Below are 16,829 nucleotides of genomic sequence, written 5' to 3' on the forward strand. Positions count from 1 at the left end.
GGTTGTTGTAGAGGTACCAGAAGGGGCAGCACTTGGTCTTTGGCTTTGCTCGTTGATATCTTACAGGAGAGCTATCTAGTGCTAGTGCCGGGTTCTAGTGCCGGGTTCGTCTAGGTTGGCAGTTTATTTTATCCTGAATGCGTTAAAGCCTATAGGGTTCGTTGGAGTAGGTCATCGACTGGTAGTTAAATCATTTTCATGCCGAGACTTCAAGTTTGCAATGGACTCTTATGGTTTAAGGTCTTTGTGAAAGGTCATGCCACAATCTGAGTATGTATTTTGATCTAGCCACGTCAAGAGATCATTTAGGGGCATTGGATAGCCAAGGAGAAATCCTTGGATCTCATCGCAACCTAGGTTATCTAACGATTTGAGAGTTTCCTTATCTTCCACGCCTTCAGCTACGACTGAAAAAGAGAGTGCGTGACCTAGTTCGATGACGCCCTTTACGATAGAGAAGTCCTTTTCGCTGGTTGTGATATTCTCGATATAGCTTTTATCTATCTTGATAGCCGATGCCGCGACATTTCGGAGATGATTTAGGGATGAGAAGCCCGTTCCAAAGTCGTCAATTGAAAAGCGAAAGTTCTGTTCGGATAGACGCCTAAAGACACGCAGGGCATTGTCAGGATCGGCAAGCGACATCGTCTCGGTGAACTCCAATTCTAGAAAGGGAAAGGGTACGTTTCCTGCGCGCAACATCGTCTCTATTGTCTCAGCGATAGTTTCATCGGTAAAGAGCGATGGAGAGAGGTTTACTGCTATTGGAAGGCAGTATCCAAGTGCGCAAAGGGTTTGGATTTGATATATTGATTTTTCCAGGACCGTCTCGGTCAACGTCCTAATCTGACCGGTTTGCTCTGCCAGCCTGATGAATTGATCTGGTGCAACAAAGCCTCGTACACGGTGTTTCCATCTAGCTAGAGCCTCAAAGCCGGTAATCTTGCTAGTTTTGATGGCCATCTTAGGTTGTAAATAGACTTCAATCTCGCCGTTGTCGATCGCTTCAGTCAAATCAGACAGAAGCATCAAAGTCTCCGTGGTGGGATCGTTTGGCTTTGGTACGTAGAACTTGACACGAACTTGGGAGCTTTTTGCGTCATACATTGCCATGTCAACTTGACTTAGAGTCTTTTTCTGATCGGGAATGGAGCCACAGGGAACAATCGTCGCACCTATGGAAGCTGAAATTAAAAGGCGAACGCTTGAGAACTGCATAGGATAGGTAATGTCATCGAGGATGCCGTCGAGGATTGCCTGAGCATCTTTTTGTAGAGTCTCACGAGCTAGTGAGACGAAGATTCCGAACTCATCTCCCCCAATCCTTGCAATCGTGCAGCCGTCTACCACACATGTCCTAAGTACATCTGCGATCTTAAAGACGACCTTGTCTCCAACTTCATGGCCTAGTGCTTCATTAATCTGTCTGAATCGGTCGACATCTAGTGTTGCGACCAAGAGGCCCCCAGAAGAAGAGTTGTAGTTTTCTTCTAGGGCAATAGCTAATGCTTCCCTGTATGAATCACGATTCCAAAGGCCGGTTAGGCGGTCGAGGCGTGCTTGATTTAAATGGGCATGTTCTAATTCAGTGCGCTGAATCGTAGTGTTCAAGCTAGTCATAACGCCGTTGAGGAATTCCAAATTATCTTGCCGTACGGTAACGTCGTTCCGAGGAACTATTATTATTGCTCCCAGGATCTGATTTCGTCCCATGACCGGCAAGACGGCTACCTCGATGAACTGCTGTGATATCGCGCTAATTTCAAAGCCACCAAGCATTTCAGCCCCCCGTAGCAGGGCGACTTTTACCGCATCTAATGACTGTGCGACAGCGGTATTTCGACGGACATTTACTCGAATGGTAAATGGCTCTGCGTCTTGGTGAGTAGCTCCCACTAATATGCCAGAGTCTTCAAGTATTGGTGCGAAAAGGACGAAACGCGCGCCGCAGGCGTTTTTCAGCACCGCTATTGCCTCATCAATAGCGGATTGACTATCCTGAGCGATCATAAGACGTTGCCCTAGCTCTAATAGAGCTTGGGAGGTGGCAGCCTTTAGGGCTAGACGTGTCTTGGCTTGGAACATCTCTGTCGTATCAATGGCGATCGCCATCAACTGTTCGATGGATCCATCCCGGCCTGATTGTGCCTGGATATGGAGATCGATCTGTGTCTCGTGGATTTGGACAGATCCGTCAAATGACGCTTTGTTTTCCAGTAGGCGAACTACTTCATTTGCACCGTCAGATTGAGACTCCAATGCCAATGTGTTACCTTTGGCTATTTTAAAGAATGAAAATTCAGGGCGCGCTGAGGCCAACCCCCCTGCGTTCATAGTAACAACGCCATCTGAGTCGGTTGCCAACAGTGCTACTGGTGCATTTGCTAATAGCTTTTCCATGTTCAGACCAAAGTTTTGCTGTAACTCTTGTTCTAAATGGGCTTCGTGTATGTCTTCGATTTGGAGGAGCAGATATTTGGAATCTTCGGGGTTCGGTACTGAGAGTTGGACTCGTACCCAACGTTTGGATCCGTCCTTATGCACTAATCTCAGATTGTTGGTCGTGGTAGAGGAGGGCTGGTTCATGATTTCGTACCATTGGGCCATTGCAAGAGACCGTTCGCTCTCCTCGATGAACAGGGCTGCTCGAATACCGATTAATTCCTGCTGGTTTCGGCCAAGAATCTGACAGATGGAATCATTTGCAACAACGACCTTCCCGTCTTGATCGAGTAGGCAGATTCCCATCGGGGAATGTGTTATTGCCATGGCTAGGGTTCGTTCTTTGGAGGTGATTAAATCATTTTCGACTCCTGCCTTAGTCTCCTCGACGAAACTATTCCATTTGAGTGAGATGATTTTTGCAATTCGTTCGAGAATCTCCACCTTGGATTCGTCAAAATAGCCGACTATTGGCGAATATACAGCTAACGTGCCACGGTTATTCCGGTCAACCATGATCGGTAGCGTTACCAAAGATGCCAAGTTATTTTGTTGCGCTTCCCGTCGCCATGCACGCATCTTCATGTCAGATGCTACATCGTTGACGACTGTGGTCACTTGATTACGAATCGACCGTGCAGATGGTCCTCGTCCTTTTGTACCTTGTGTGATGTCAGTCTTAATCGAATCTATGTATCCTAGGTCTCTACCAGCTCGCGCTCTTGGTAGAACCGAGACATTATCCTCGCCTAATGTTCCGATCCAGATAAGGTTGAATTCTCCACTTAGCACCATTGAATCGCAGACCGACTGAAATAGCTCACCAATGGTAGAGGAGTTGATCACCTCGATTGTTACCTGCGAGAGTGCCTCGTAGAGGTGTAGAAGGGAATTTATTCTGCCGGCTAGCAAGTCCTCACCTTTTGAATCGGGAAAATAATTAGAGTCGTTCATAACGCCCATCGCGTCACGAGACGTCCGTCCAAACTCTTTGTGTTCTTTAGGGTCATTTGGGCTATTTCTCCAGGATCACAGGCGACCGTTGTTCTGTACAATTCTTATCTCAACTTAGAGCTCCTAGATGGAGTCGTTAATTCTATGTGATCTTTTATCGGACAGAAGTCTTGCGAACTTCACATATACGATTTCGCTTTGCTCGAATTGGTCTGATTGGAGATCGAAATCGAGCTACCTTTAGTGGCCGAATTTTCGGTAGAACAATCGCAGCCTTGGATTCACCCGGACAGGATAGAACGTTTCTGGAATTTTCAAATATTTTAGTTCAGGATGGGTGTGCTGCTTTGACTGTGCCTTATTAGCAAATTATTTTTAGTAGGTATCCAGAGGGGCTCGGGTGAAATTATCTTTATCAACATGACTTTACCGAAGGCGGCTATGCCAAGCGTGTTGTGCAACTTCAACTAATTGCCCTATTTGGGTGGCGACACATCCTAAGGGGTCCAATTGGACCGAACCATCGGGTGATAATGGTGGAGGTGAGCGCGGAATCTTCTCATTTATTGCTACTTTTGCTGGTAGAACGTAAAAGATTTATCACGTGAGCTTTGAATCGCTATAGGGTGGCTAGCCTTTTTTCTGTCCTAAGTCCAGTTAACGGGAGATACATGGCTGAATCGCGATTTTCAAAGTTGGCTCCAAGAAAAGTAGTGAATGGTAAGACAATCCGCTTTTGGAATCAGCTCATTTTGATCTTGGTTATTTACTTTGGCTACGAATTGACATCATCGCTGGCCTCTGGGGCTACATCGGTGGCTCGAACCAATGCGATTCGTGAAGTAAACATTGAAAAGTTTTTTGGCTTCTTCTTTGAAAGCTCTTTCCAAAAGTACTTTTTAGACCACGCCATTTGGCTTATCAAGTTAGCAGATATCTATTATACTACCGTCCACTTCTTGCTCCCGGTTTTGGTACTCGTTTTGCTATTTTGGCGTTATCCACACCGTTACATCCTATGGCGAAACACCATGGCTCTTCTAAATGGATTTGCCCTCATTGTCTTTATCGTCTTGCCTGTCATGCCACCGCGCCTTCTTCCTCGTAGCTATCATTTTGTCGATACGCAAGCTGTAATTGGCGGTGCTGGTACGCTAGACGCGACTTTGATGAAAGACGCAGGTAACCTTTACGCCGCAATGCCGAGCTTGCATATGGCCTGGGCGTTGTGGTGCACCTTCGCAATCGTTTGCGTGGTAAGAAAGAGGTGGCTGAAGGTTCTTTTACTTCTCCATCCAATTATTACTATATTCGTAGTAATTGTCACTGCAAATCACTTTTGGATCGATTTGGTCGGTGGCTTTATCGATTTTTACATCTCCTATTTCATCGCTGGAGGAAGAAAACTTGAGTTTTGGAACGAGAGAGGTAGATTTAGTGATTTGCAATCGCTGACCACGCGAGGGGCATCAAAATAGTCAACGCGGCCTACATGCGCCAAACATCTCCTGATCCAATCTGTCGGTATGTCTCTTTGGACAACCGATACGGTTATGTGTTTGGCTGTTACAATCCCTCCTGGGATTGTAACAGCCAGGGTGATGCAGATCACGTAGCCTCCATGAACATCAAGTCAAAGTTCCAAGATCGCCAGATCAACCGGTTCACTCCCTATCGGTAAGTGAGAAAGAGCCTCGATGAGAGGTTCCTACGCTAAATGGAAAGCCGAAAGCGTCCCAATGGGTGCCAAGGCTACCGCTTCGGTGAGGACTCCAAGCAAACCACGACGATGCAGTTTGGACGTGGAAGATGGACAATCACCGACTCGCCTTGGTTCTGTCTCTATGGATAGAAAGAAAGACACAAAGGCGGCTGGAGGAAGAAAGCAAAAGAGGTGCATATAAATGTATATGTATCTTGGAGCGGAATCTCTTTTGTGCCTAGAGGATCTCCAGCAATAAGAAGGATACTTGTGGCGATGTGAAGCTTATCTATAACTGTCGAGTCCGGCTGTTTCAGACCAAGTTCCATGGCGGTGACTGAGCTGTTTATCTGTCCAATTTAGGTCTTTGATCGCCAAGAGCCGATTCTTGGCGATTGATTTACTACTGTTAGCCTACTGAAGCCAGATCGTGAGAGATTAGCTATCTTTGTGCTGGGGTTCGGTGACAAAGGCAAGATCAAACCCTTTGACTTTTAAGCTATTTTTCCATTGAGGTTGGCTCTACCATTTCGATGGTGCTAAATCGTCGGGGAGTTAATCTTTCAGAAAAGGTTACCACTCGATGCTTTCGATGTTGCTTAGCGATGTTTATAATCGCTTGGCAAGAGGTCTCTATATTGAGATGGGCAGAGGAAACTCTAGCTAGCTCCCACTTTGGGTGTGGACAAACTTTTGAACTGGTAGCCACCTAACACCAGATTTGTGCTGTGCTGCAATGGCATGGATAGTGTTACAACTTCCCCTGTATTCTACGTAATGAACCTGTCCACTGTTTAGCGTTTGTGGTACCAGGATGGAACAGACGTAGGTTGTAACTTGAGTGGGGACGTTAGCCGTAGTAGGTGTGGATTGTTGCGCTGTCTGTAGCGCCAGGGCCGCTGCTGCATGTGAAGAAGGAACCCATTTAGATGAGGTCGGGAGCGGTTGATGGTGAATTGATCCTAGCCAAAATATCGTGACAATTACACCAATTCCGAAGATGATCATATCGATTGTTCCGGCAAGCATAGGAACAAGATCTTTCTTAGAAAAGAATTTCTCCGTTGAAGCGTCGTCAACCTTTTCAGTGTCATCGATTGTCTGTACCATCATGTTACCCCTAGATCTACCTTAGATACAAGATCTAACGTTTAATGATAGATGAATTATTGCCGCCGTAGGGTAATTCCCGAAATTGCCTTCCATCTATAGGTCGACATGGCCCCAAGATGAATGCTAGCAACGGTAACGTGCTTATTTGTTTACGACCTTAGACCACCATCTTGCCTCCGCTCTAGAAATGCTAGATTAAATTGCGTCGGTTTAGCTATTCCAAGTCGCCTTCACCTAGGTTGAGAGACCGAAATTTAAAAAAGATGCAATAGCGTTCCATGTAGCTTTGGCTTCTGGTATGGGAAATAGGGGCCATACATGCCAAAGGTGTTCTCCAATGATCAACTTGCACCTTATGCCTATGCGTGCGAGGTTGTCATAGAGACGAAGCGAATCGTCAAATAGAATCTCATCACTTCCAACGAAGATAATCGTCTCTGAGCAATCATCTAGGTTGCCAAAGAGCGGAGAAGCCAAGGGGTGACTTGGGTCATTTTCTCCTAGATAGAGTTTTGCGGTAAGTGAGATGCCGTCACTATTTAGCCATGGGTCAATCTTGGAATTAGTCATTACCGAAGAACCTGAACCGGTCAAGTCGGTCCAAGGGCTCAAAAGAAAGATGCGACGGGGGAGCGCTAGTCCGAGCTTCTTTAATTCCTGAACCAATGCAAGAGCTAGGCCCCCACCGGCACTATCGCCACCTAGGACAATATTGCGGGCTTCGACGCCTGATTCTAAAAGACCCCTGTAAGATTTTACCGCATCTATCACTGCAGCTGGAAAGGTATTTTCAGGGGCGAGTCGATAATCGATTACGACGGCGGAGCACTGCGCTCTTTTGGTGATTTGGGAGATGAAGTAACGGTGCGTCGCCGGGGAACCACCAATGTAGGCGCCTCCATGGAGATAGTATAAGACCATCTCACTGTGTCTTTTTTTGGGGACTACCCATTCACATTCAACGCCGCCATAGTATCTGGTTTCAGTTTCAATCTCTAGAATCCTAGAAATTACGGCTTTTCGAAGAGCGCTCTCACCTTTTGGCCTCTTAGGGAGTTTGGTCAGATCAAGTGGTCTCTTTCGGTTTTGTTGTTTTTTTATAAGTAAAACTTGACGTGCTACGTGGGCTCTAAAAGAGGTATCCATCTATACTTTCACCATCTAGATCAGAGTGTATCTTTGTGAATATCTACTCCATATCACAATAATATCCATCGATAATTATTTGAAATTGTATTGAATTATCTGAGATTTCAAGATCAAAGCGAGATCGAGGGGTTTTGCTCGATAATGGTTCCATGCTCCACGTGCCCTGGATCCTTAAACACAATTGAATGTGTATAATTCCTAACGGAAAGAGCAGACCCAGAGCTCAAAGATAAGTTAGAAATCCATGTAAAACATCGGAACTTGCTATCGTCCTGGATCATCTAACGCTCCGTCCGGTCAAGGCGATATTTTGCTCTGGCGACTATTAGGTCGCTCCGCTTGCTCAATGAGGCGGACAGCAGCAGGTCAGTTTGATTATGTAGAATTCGGTAACGACCTTTATCAGGAATGATCACGGGGATGAGCACTACTATCTGATTGTCTATAGAGTTGCGAAGCTGATCGATATAGTCGACAATCGGTTTGACAATGGATGAGTAGTCGCTCTCAATTATCTCTAGCTGGATTCCAGGATTCCATTTCATCCATTCTTTGGCGAGATCGTCCTTTTTCGTAGGAGTCAATTTTTGAGATTCATCAAGAGTCGGGTCGGTGTTGTATACATAAAGGGCGATCGCCTTTTGCCCAAGAGATAACGCTTCACCAATTGCGTACTGGGTTAGTTTTGAGATTTGAGAAATAGGTATTATTACGGTTGTTTCTTGTGATTTCGGCTTCGAAGGAATCGTGCCTAATTGCAGCGATGTGCTTACTCTTAGATAGTAGTTTTTGATGCGTAAAAAAAGAAGAATGATAAGTGGAACTGCTATCACTACGAGCCATGCACCGTTGAGGAACTTTGTGAGGAGGAATATCAAGGTGGAGACTCCGGTCACGGTCGCCCCGAATCCATTGATTGCAGCTTTGCGTTTCCATCGACTCGGCTTTGTTCGTTTCCAGTGAACCACGAGACCTATCTGCGAAAGGGTGAATCCTGTGAAAACACCAATTGCAAACATGGGAATCAGATTATTTGTGTTGCCATTGACTCCGATAAGCAGCAATGCTGAGAAAAACGAGAGGGTCCAGATTCCTGTGGAGAAAACTTGGCGTTCTCCTTTGAGAGCAAATCTGTGTGGTAAGAAGTTGTCCTGAGCCAGAAGACTTGCTAGTATCGGCAGTCCTCCGAATGAAGTGTTTGCGGCGAGACCCAGCACCAAGGTGATAATTATTGAGAGTGCTAAAAAAGCGAAATTGCGACCCATCGTAATAGCCATGATTTGGCTTAATGCTGTCTGGGTGGCGTTTGGTGCAACGTGAAAGCGATTCGCGAGTACGGCAAGACCAATTAGCATGCTACCCAAGATCAGGCCAAGAAGCATTTCGGTTTTTTTAGCCCTTGGCACTCGGGGCTCCTTGTAAAGCGGTACTCCATTTGCTATCGCTTCGACGCCAGTAAGCGCGCTGCAGCCGGCTGAAAAGGCTTTGAGAATTAATAAAATGCCCAGAGTCTGTGTGGTCTTCGATGTGATGTGAAATGTCAAGTCTTTGGCCGAAAGCGCCAGGGGATGGATTAGCCCCAGTACGATGACGGCATAGATGCCGATAATGAAAAGTGCAGTCGGAAGTAAGAAGACCCTAGCTGTTTCGCCAAGTCCCCTCAGGTTCATTAAGGTAAGAATTGCGAGAAAAGCGAGACATGGGGGAACTGTTTGGGGTGCAAGTTGCGGAAAGGCTGAGGTGAGCGCCCCCACGCCAGCCGCAATTGAGACTGCCACTGTCAGCGTATAGTCAACTATTAACGCAGCTGCTGCGACGAGACTGATGTTTTTGCCCAAGTTGGCTTTTGAGACCGCGTATGCTCCTCCGCCGGTAGGGTATGCTTCGATCACCTGCCGGTAGGATGTGACCAGGATAGCGAGCAGAATTACGATTACAATCGTAATTGGTAGCATGGCGTTCAATGCAGTTGCCCCACCAACCACCAGGACACTTAGGAGAGCTTCTGGACCATAGGCTACCGAAGTGAGCGCATCTAGCGATAGAGCCGAGAGGCCCTCAATCGGATTGATCCGTTCTTTTGCCGACTCGGATGTGCGCAGTGGTCGACCGATCAACAATCTCCAGAGGTTGAGAGGACTTTTTTCCGATCTGGTCGTGGTAAATCTTAATTCCCGTTGAGCTGGTTCATCCTGTACAGTGGTGGAATTAGAGGCGCTGTTTCCTGTCCGCCATTTGTTTCGATGAACCATTGCCACCTAATGCTAGTCCGGCGAATGAATATCTGATATCTCGATATCGTCGAGTTGCGAAATTACCAACGCCCGACAAGTTGCTTGGGATTGATGAATACCCATCGACATATCACCAAGATCTACTACTTGTGTTTTTTGGGAAGCTTCTCTTTGCTAAAAGAACAGTTCTTTAGGTTTGGGCTGGTTGGAAGGCTTTCAATTGATTAATCCCCTCCTAATTTGAGGTTTGTATCTATGATACAGATGGAGAAAATCATTTTGAAGCCAAAAAAGCATATCCAGAACAAGGTGCCGAGGAAGGTCGCCGAAGGGTACAAGACGTTCAACGAAGAGTTTCTTGACCATGATGCAATCGTAAGGGGTTAAAGGCCATCAAGCGCTGCAAACCAGCGCCATGAAAAATGTATGAAGACGATCATCGCAGCATTATGAGGTCTGCTAGTGGATAGTAAGTCCATCTTTTAAGTCCCGCTCTCCTGAAATCGGCATAACCCTTATGTCTATCCGATCGATCTCCATTGCGCCGCAACACAATTGACTTCCCGAGCTGAATCTTTGAATATGAGCCCAAGGAGATGAACTTGAAAACGGCGACCTATCAGGCAGCACCTAAGAAGCACGAGTGCTGTTAGGAATCAATGACTATGACTTGAAACTATTTTTGAACTCAATGCTCTCTTGGGTGCCATGTGCGCTGAATGCTAACCATAGTTTGACCTTTTGAGCTTCCTGGCCAAGTAATGCAAATTCAGAGATGAGGAAAGAAGCCTCTAGCTCCGTGGTTCTTTCGATATTAATTTACTAGAAAGGATATCAAATCGGCACAAGCTGCGTTGGTAGCGAGCCAGGGTGATGAGCGTTGAGCTGAAAGGCGGAGATACCTCCATTTGATAAGTGCTACGAACATGAGCAAAAGTCAACGATGCTATGACGAATAGAACCCCTTATGCAGAATATCACAACCCAGGAAGAATCAATGCTATGGGTTTGCCTGGCTGGTTGCCTCGTTACTGGCTAGACGGTGTCTCTTGTTAAAGTTGGCATGAGCGCAGTAGCGGCGGGGTAGGGGCCCAGTAGTGGCGCAGCAATGGCAGGGGTAGCGGTTTTCCTATCGAACTTGCGAATCAGTCGTGCATTTTCTCCCTAAGGGAATCCCCGAAACGAAATAAACCGAGGCCAAAAGCTAATGGTACGAGTACCGGATGCTACGCAGCGGGGAGGAGTGAGCTGTAGCGGCGACGTTGGTCTTATAATGAAACTTTGAGCAAAGGCGTAAGGATGTTGCTGGCAGCACAGGCGAACCGACTGTAGCGGACTAGCCAATTCAGCAGCCAAAAGCAGTGATCACATGAGGACGTTGGTCGATTTTCTCTCAGGACTGATAGCGCATGGACCTATATCGCTTTAGGGAAATCTTTTCTTTGAAATGGGCTAACTTTATAGTAGACCTCTTATGGGTCTAGCTTTGTTTTTATAGTCGCAAATGAAGGGTAGTGGAACTTTGCAAGATGACAACTCTTCGATGAGTCCTGGTCCAATAGCCCTAATCGGTTCTGGTGAATATCTGGAATCGATGGCATTGATTGAGGCATCACTACTCGATGGACGTAAACCGAATTTTATTCAGATTCCTACTGCAGCTTCCGCAGAAGGGCCCGAACGCCTTGCATATTGGATCGAACTCGGCAGGGCACAAGCAAGGAGGCTTGGGGTCCAGGATGTCGCTGTGCCAATTGGCAATCGTATGCAGGCGGATAACGGTGAATTCGACGGGGTACTAGCTGAAGCCGGGTTGATCTATTTCTCAGGCGGCAATCCTAGCCTCCTCGTTGAAACTTTGTCGGGAACGAGATTTTTGCACCTAGCAATTGAATCATGGCTAGGCGGAAGTGCCTTGGCGGGATGTAGCGCGGGAGCAATGGCCTTAGCTGGTTGGATCCCTAAGCTCCGACCTACTCATAAGGAGCGTCACGGGTTTGGAGTTATTCCTGATCTAGCCGTGATCCCCCATTTTGATCGTTTAGTCGGACGCTTACCTCAAGGATTGGTGAATTTTGGATTGGAAACATCTAATGGAATCGACATAGTTGGAGTCGACGAAGAGACTGCTCTGATCTGGGAGGATGGATCTTGGAGGGTTGAAGGTGTCCGCAGTGCCTGGTTGATTCGCGATGGGGAGCGATACCGTCTCGGTCGTGGCCAAGATTTGGCGACTTGGAAGCTACCGATGCCAAGGTTGACCTTGAATCCTTGAGGTAATTGTTTGGTATCTAGGCGGAAGGAATCCAATGTTCATAGATCACGGCGTGACCATATTATTAGAAGTATAGCAATCGGACATTGCTTTTGTCCTTGAAGATCAATGATGAAAAGCGAGCACTTCTCGGGAAGTGGTCGAAATCAATGGATAAATAGTTAATTGAGCCTCAACGGTTCTGAAACTAACTATAGCTGTGATTTGCGGGTTTAGAGATTTCACATGCTTGGAGGTGGTGTATAACCAGTCATGAAGGATCTAGTAGGTTTTGGTAAGCTCGCCGTGTGATCTCTTGGCCCAGATGATGTGAGAATTCCGTTTTTTCGCTTTGTGACCCTCCTATTTGATAATGAACACAAAAAACCCCTTTGAATGGGGTCAAAGGGGTTTTTTGTGACTGGGCTAATTCTTTTCAAACTGCCTTTTTAGGAAGTTACTTTTGAGTTGCTGCTTCTTTTGTTTGAGGGGTCGAAATAATTTTTGCGACATCTACGTCATATTGATTGGTTCGTCGTTCAAGTAGGTAAGGAAGTACGTATCGGTCAGCTCCAAGATTTCCAGCATTTTGCCATGCGAAGATCAGGAAGACTCCGATGAGCAGGTAAATAGGATTTACACCGATGGTTCCGGACAGGAGATACATGATGTTCAGGCCGACTCCAAAGAAGGCTGCAACTCCGGTAAAGAGGCCAATAATAAGGCCAAGGCCGATTGCGAGCTCTCCCAAGGTTACCAACTTGGCGATGATCGCATGGTTAGGTCCCACGAAGTTGGTCATGAAGGAGACCCACCACCCATAAACGACAGATGCGTGTGCACCAGTGGAATGGGCTTGAGCTGATGTCGCGAATCCGGCTACGCCTTTACCTCCATTCCAGAAGCTAGAATATTCTGCACCGAACATCTTTTGCCAACCGGCATCCAGCCACTTATAACCGAGCCAAAGTCTCGCGACTAGCCAAATATAGCTGGCTCCCTTGCTTTGATATAGCCACCTAAAAGGTCGTAAAGTTGAAACATTTACTAGTTGAATTTTCTTCATCTAAAACACCTACCCTGATATTAACCTCGATAGGTATGAGATCATTTATCTCTTGCTCTCTATCAGAGGCTTTAATTAGTAATCTAATAAATTGCTTATCTTTAGACAAGGGCCCTTTGCACCTATCTGGTGTGACCCAGGTCTCGAAATGGCCCTAATGCCTTGTAGATCTCTTGACGCATGTGGGGTGCGAGTTTAAAGCTACGTATCGACTCCTGTTTGTAACGCCACATTTTCGATTGGGCAGTTAAGTTATATCTATGGAATGCTCAATCCCACCAGAGATATTGCTTATCTAAATAGACTAATAAATCTAATTATTATGAGCAGGCAAAATTGTGAATTGCTAAGATCGGTCGGTAATAATTCCTCATTGATATCGATTAGTTTATTTATATTCTTAATTTCAGTTTTGATATAATAAGTCAACCTCGGAATAAATTATTGGAATTTGTATCGATTAGAATGTCATTAGGCAAGGCCTTTGACTAGATAGAACCGCAATAAGTATGGCTTGGTCCTTATTGTCGCAATAGTCTGAGTTTGCATCATTGATCGGGCTTTAGGGGTTTTCTTTTTCTGGAGCCCCTAAAGGTTTCTAATGGATCTATCTCAAACCGACCAAAAACAGATAGGTTTGTCTCTTTTAGAATTATGGTCGCCCAAGGTTGCCTTGATTCTTCGGGCCAGCAACACTAACCCATCTTTCCGAAAATCAACCTATTCTCCCAGCTAGTTGAGTATGTGGTCTTACGTTGGGACACTACAAATGCGTCGCAATGGTCTTTATCCGTTTAAGGGGATCACTAACTCCTAAGAGACGGTAGATCTCTTTGTGAACCGGCTCAGAAACACCACTAGTGCGGATGTGATAGACAACGCCTTTATCTGATGTAAGAACTATGGTGGCTCGGCGGTGACTGTTGAGTTGCTCTTTAATGGTTGACCATCTTCTCTTATCGTTATTTTGCCTCAAGGTCAGCTCAATGGCACTAAGGAGGTGATAGGCAAGTACTGAGATGAAGAGGTGAGCAGCAGTTCGGCTAGCTAGTTGATGATAGACCGGTCGAAGTCCAAGATCACTCTTGAGGGATCTAAAGGCATCTTCTACTTTAGTGAGAGTCGTATAGATATTCCAGATCTCACCTGCATCTAGCTCGCTATGGCTGGTGTCTATGACGTAGGCTCCTTGGAGATTATCATCTTTGGCTTTAGTGGGTTTTTCTGTAATAGTGAGATTGATTACTTTGTCAAAGCGTCTCTTTTTGATGATCTTGCCATGGTCTTGATGATATTCAAGGGATATCTCGTATTTGGAAGCAATACTTGGGTACTTGGCCTTGATGCGTCCGATACGCTCTGAGACAACTGTGGTCTTAGATATAGAACCCTTTGTGATTGAGGTATTCAACGAAGTGATATCTACTAAGAATCTCTCGTTAGCTTGACTAGAGATCGCTGATTCCTTCTTGGATCTCCCCAAAGAACGACACAACACCACGGTTGTGGTGTTGTTGTTGGAGGAAGAGGAGGAGATGGAGGTGGAAGAGGAGGAGATGGAGGTGGAGATGGAGGTGGAAGAGGAGGAGATGGAGGTGGAGGTGGCGTTAGTATCAGTGTCGGTGGTGTTGCTGTTGGTGATTTTGGTGTCATCGGTGCCGGTATTCTTGCCGGTGACACCATTACGGATATAGTCGTCAGTGCCGGTGCTGCTGTCGCTCTTGATGATTTTGGTGTCGTTGCTGCTGTCGCTGTTGCTGATACTGTTGCTAGTGTTGCCGGAGGTGGTGTAACTGTTATTGTCGTCAGTGCCGGTGTCTTCTTCTAGCGTTTGCACTTGTCCCTGTACTTGTGTTCTCACTCGCCCGTGTGGCTTTTGTGGTTCCACTTGTAGCTTTTTCACCAGTACTGGGGATCCTTGGGCATCGTAGATCTCGGTGAAGCCTTCCATCTCCATGAAATGGCTTCGATAGAGGCTCTTTTTGTTAGCTCTCTCAATTACTACGTAGTTGAGATTGCGCTTAATAAGAAGTTCTAGGTTTGCCTTGGTAGCAATTCCCCTATCCATCACAATGGTAGGAACAACATCCCCAAAGAGAGATCCATCCGATAGAGACTCCAAGGCATCAAGTACGCTAATGAGAGTTCTAGGCTCAGAGGTATTGCCCTCATGTATCTCTGAGTAGATGGGTAGTCCCCTGTGATCAACAAGTAGTGCCAGAGAAACTAATGTGCAATCAAAACGCTTCTCTTTGGAATGTCCATGTTTAGCTAGGGAGTTCCCCTTAGTAGAACCTTCGAAGTAGGTGTTAGTTAGATCAAAGAGAAAGAGCCTGGTATTCGTCCTAAAGAGATCAGAGCTAGCTCTATAGAGTGCTGGCTCTATGACGCCTTTAGCGTCATAGAGCTTATCTGCAATTGCATAGACCTTATCCTTGTGAAACTTAGAGAGATCGATACCACATATCTCAGGTAGTGAAGAGTTGGAGTTGATATACGAATAGGTCTTTCGATCAGATCCAGGATGAATAAGACGAGCTATTATCGTTGCCTTGGCAATGCCAAGAGATTCACCCGATAGACCTGCACTCTCTAGGATCTTATCGAAGCTAAGAGCTTCATAGAACGAGTTTCCTATGAGTTCTGGACCGATACTTCTACTATTGATAGTCTTAGCACTAGAGAGATCTACCATCTCAAGGTCAGCCTCAGTAGCTCTTGTTTCTTTAGCGGTTGCAACTTCGGAACGAATTGCATACTTAGTGATTGCCAGATCTGCGTATCTGGCAATAATAGGATCTGATTCAAAGAGTGAGGTTACTCCAGAGAGTCTCTGGGCTATAGCATTGGCCAGAGCTGGCCACAATGACTTATCCAGGTCCAGTTCGGTCAAGGTCATTACTATACGTTGACGGGGACCTTTTTCACAGCGGTAGGACTCAACGAGTTGGTACTTACTGTAGCTAACGCCGGTCTTTTTATTAACTGTTGGAGTTTCACGGATAAACACAACAAGACAATAGCACCATGTCAGAGCTAATGCAAGTCATAATCAAAACTACTCAAAAATTAGGACACTACATTCGCGACCCAAAAAGACCTAATACCCATCTACCAGGGCATCTATAAATCGCCCAAGTCGAAAATCGCCCAAAATCCCCTCAAAAGGGACCAATTAGGGCGATTTTTCGGGAAATCTGCGAAAGATGGGCTAAGCGATATAGACCCTGATGTCTAGCTATCACCTGGATCTCACCTGCTGCTTTTCCGGTTGTCGTTTGTCTTTTTTATCCCGAAGTTTTAGTTATCCCGAATTAATTGCCCAAGTCCTGGTCAGGGTCTCAAGAGTAGGCAAATCTTCGGGATAACCAAAAGATCAAACCCCAAGTGCATTTACCCAAATCACAACATCATCCATACTTATGACACCGACAACAACGCCGGTTCGAGCTATGGAGAACCAGATGGAGAAACAGCTTTCACTTGAGGATTTGATCGTTCGTAGAAGAGAAGCGATTGCTCCCCTTAACCACAGCAAGTCAACGCTGTGGCAATATAACTACGGCTGGGAAGAACTGCGCTTTTATTTTATTGCCCATGGCTACGACTCATTTTTGATTGACCTGGCAGGTCGTTATGTTGATGAGGCCAGGGTAACCGACAAACAAGATGCGCCAAAGATATGGAAATTCAAGCTATTTCGTCATACCCGGGCAGTGCACTTGTACCAAGGAGGTATGCCGCTCTCGTGCATCAAGGACTTTCTCGGCCATGTATGTGTCAATGCTACCGACAGCTACGGCGCTGTTGACTTGAAGATGATGAAACAAGCACTTCTAAAAAAAGTTTGTAAACGGCGATGCCCCTCGAGAGATCCCACTGTGGTAAGACGATGAAATGCTGTTGATGCAGGTA

At 46.0% G+C, this 16,829-nt stretch carries 10 protein-coding genes; 4 read left to right on the top strand and 6 right to left on the bottom strand.

Translation table 11 applies throughout. The features are described 5' to 3' along the window. Positions 1-228 precede the first annotated feature (228 nt). Positions 229-3,396, bottom strand: a complete 3,168-nt coding sequence (locus ACIDITHRIX25_RS89545; RefSeq protein ID WP_160291877.1) for an EAL domain-containing protein — start codon at positions 3,394-3,396, stop codon at positions 229-231. A gap of 671 nt (positions 3,397-4,067) precedes the next feature. Between ACIDITHRIX25_RS89545 and ACIDITHRIX25_RS89550 the strand changes: the two genes are divergently transcribed. Continuing rightward, positions 4,068-4,874, top strand: a complete 807-nt coding sequence (locus ACIDITHRIX25_RS89550; protein ID WP_152626112.1) for a phosphatase PAP2 family protein — start codon at positions 4,068-4,070, stop codon at positions 4,872-4,874. A gap of 219 nt (positions 4,875-5,093) precedes the next feature. Beyond that, the gene (locus tag ACIDITHRIX25_RS89555) at positions 5,094-5,300 is read left to right on the top strand and encodes a hypothetical protein (protein ID WP_052606620.1); all 207 of its coding nucleotides are present in this window, start codon (positions 5,094-5,096) and stop codon (positions 5,298-5,300) included. A gap of 461 nt (positions 5,301-5,761) precedes the next feature. Here ACIDITHRIX25_RS89555 and ACIDITHRIX25_RS89560 read toward each other — a convergent pair whose 3' ends face one another. The 3 genes from ACIDITHRIX25_RS89560 to ACIDITHRIX25_RS89570 form a co-directional block, all read right to left on the bottom strand. Beyond that, the gene (locus ACIDITHRIX25_RS89560) at positions 5,762-6,211 is read right to left on the bottom strand and encodes a hypothetical protein (protein WP_152626111.1); all 450 of its coding nucleotides are present in this window, start codon (positions 6,209-6,211) and stop codon (positions 5,762-5,764) included. A gap of 234 nt (positions 6,212-6,445) precedes the next feature. After that, positions 6,446-7,357 (bottom strand): alpha/beta hydrolase, encoded by a 912-nt coding sequence (locus ACIDITHRIX25_RS89565; protein ID WP_052606618.1) that lies wholly within the window; start codon positions 7,355-7,357, stop codon positions 6,446-6,448. A 284-nt stretch (positions 7,358-7,641) separates the two neighbouring features. Beyond that, on the bottom strand, positions 7,642-9,477 hold the full coding sequence (locus ACIDITHRIX25_RS89570; RefSeq protein WP_201732507.1) for an APC family permease: 1,836 nt from the start codon (positions 9,475-9,477) through the stop codon (positions 7,642-7,644). Positions 9,478-11,116: 1,639 nt separating this feature from the next. Here ACIDITHRIX25_RS89570 and ACIDITHRIX25_RS89575 point away from each other — a divergent pair. Beyond that, positions 11,117-11,869, top strand: a complete 753-nt coding sequence (locus ACIDITHRIX25_RS89575; RefSeq protein ID WP_160291876.1) for a Type 1 glutamine amidotransferase-like domain-containing protein — start codon at positions 11,117-11,119, stop codon at positions 11,867-11,869. 436 nt (positions 11,870-12,305) lie between these two features. Here the strand turns inward: ACIDITHRIX25_RS89575 and ACIDITHRIX25_RS89580 are convergent, their stop codons facing one another. Further along, positions 12,306-12,914 carry a DoxX family protein gene (locus tag ACIDITHRIX25_RS89580; RefSeq protein WP_052606616.1) on the bottom strand — a complete coding sequence of 203 codons (609 nt, stop codon included), beginning with the start codon at positions 12,912-12,914 and terminating at the stop codon, positions 12,306-12,308. 763 nt (positions 12,915-13,677) lie between these two features. Then, on the bottom strand, positions 13,678-15,924 hold the full coding sequence (locus ACIDITHRIX25_RS89585) for an IS1634 family transposase (protein WP_201732508.1): 2,247 nt from the start codon (positions 15,922-15,924) through the stop codon (positions 13,678-13,680). A 454-nt stretch (positions 15,925-16,378) separates the two neighbouring features. On the opposite strand from ACIDITHRIX25_RS89585, the gene ACIDITHRIX25_RS89590 reads away from it, so the two are divergent. Further along, entirely contained in the window at positions 16,379-16,810 is a 432-nt protein-coding gene (locus ACIDITHRIX25_RS89590) for a site-specific integrase (protein ID WP_052604237.1), read from the top strand. The last annotated feature ends 19 nt before the right edge of the window (positions 16,811-16,829 follow it).

Source organism: Acidithrix sp. C25, from assembly GCF_904848545.2.

Excerpts from the sequence above, each read along its gene's own strand:
- ACIDITHRIX25_RS89580 (WP_052606616.1), bottom strand. The coding sequence starts at position 12,914 with ATGAAGAAAATTCAACTAGTAAATGTTTCAACTTTACGACCTTTTAGG.
- ACIDITHRIX25_RS89565 (WP_052606618.1), bottom strand. The coding sequence starts at position 7,357 with ATGGATACCTCTTTTAGAGCCCACGTAGCACGTCAAGTTTTACTTATA.
- ACIDITHRIX25_RS89555 (WP_052606620.1), top strand. The coding sequence starts at position 5,094 with ATGAGAGGTTCCTACGCTAAATGGAAAGCCGAAAGCGTCCCAATGGGT.
- ACIDITHRIX25_RS89550 (WP_152626112.1), top strand. The coding sequence starts at position 4,068 with ATGGCTGAATCGCGATTTTCAAAGTTGGCTCCAAGAAAAGTAGTGAAT.
- ACIDITHRIX25_RS89545 (WP_160291877.1), bottom strand. The coding sequence starts at position 3,396 with ATGAACGACTCTAATTATTTTCCCGATTCAAAAGGTGAGGACTTGCTA.
- ACIDITHRIX25_RS89560 (WP_152626111.1), bottom strand. The coding sequence starts at position 6,211 with ATGATGGTACAGACAATCGATGACACTGAAAAGGTTGACGACGCTTCA.
- ACIDITHRIX25_RS89590 (WP_052604237.1), top strand. The coding sequence starts at position 16,379 with ATGGAGAAACAGCTTTCACTTGAGGATTTGATCGTTCGTAGAAGAGAA.